The organism is Pseudomonas persica (assembly GCF_900291015.1).
Lineage (GTDB): Bacteria > Pseudomonadota > Gammaproteobacteria > Pseudomonadales > Pseudomonadaceae > Aquipseudomonas.
In genome coordinates, this window is sequence record NZ_OLKL01000415.1 from 1 (window position 1) to 231 (window position 231).

Here is a 231-nt window from a genome sequence, read left to right on the forward strand (position 1 = left end):
GGGCCTGGGCAAGGTCCTGACGGTCGCTTTCTGGGGGGTGGTGCTGTTCAATCAGCTGATGCCACAACCCTTGCCCTTCAATCTGCTGATCAATGCCGCAGGCATCGTCTTGTTTGGCCTGCACCTGCTTGAAGTGCTGTTTTTCAATCGCAGCCTGCGCGGGCGCAGTCACCGCTGGTTCGACCGTTTGCAAATCCTGTTGACGGGTATTTTCCATGTCATGTCCATTCC

General features: G+C 56.3%; 1 protein-coding gene. It reads left to right on the forward strand.

The features are described from left to right. Positions 1–231, forward strand: a 231-nt coding sequence (locus tag FQ664_RS27110; RefSeq protein WP_144176025.1) for a DUF1145 domain-containing protein, incomplete at both ends; no start/stop codon positions are given.